Here is a 238-nt window from a genome sequence, read left to right on the forward strand (position 1 = left end):
GCCGGTGGTCAGCACGGCGCGCGCCGTGTTGATGAAGCCGCCGCCGTCTATCGTAATGCCTGACGGGTTCGCCAGAATAACGGTAGCGCGTGTCGGACCCAGCGCCTCCACATAGCCGTTGAGCCGCGAGGGACTCGCGCTGTTCACCTGATTGACGATCACGCGGGCCGATTGACCTGGCGTGTAGTTAGGGTTGCCCGCCACGTAACCGGCGAGCTGGCTTTGCGAGGCTGAACCG

At 64.7% G+C, this 238-nt stretch carries 1 protein-coding gene; it reads right to left on the reverse strand.

Going from position 1 to position 238, the window contains the following annotated elements; all coding sequences use genetic code 11:
- Window positions 1-238: filamentous hemagglutinin N-terminal domain-containing protein (locus SB751_RS34985; protein WP_410749613.1), on the reverse strand; the 238-nt coding region annotated here is incomplete at both ends.

It is taken from the genome of Cupriavidus sp. SIMBA_020, from assembly GCF_046535395.1.
Classification (GTDB): domain Bacteria; phylum Pseudomonadota; class Gammaproteobacteria; order Burkholderiales; family Burkholderiaceae; genus Cupriavidus; species Cupriavidus campinensis.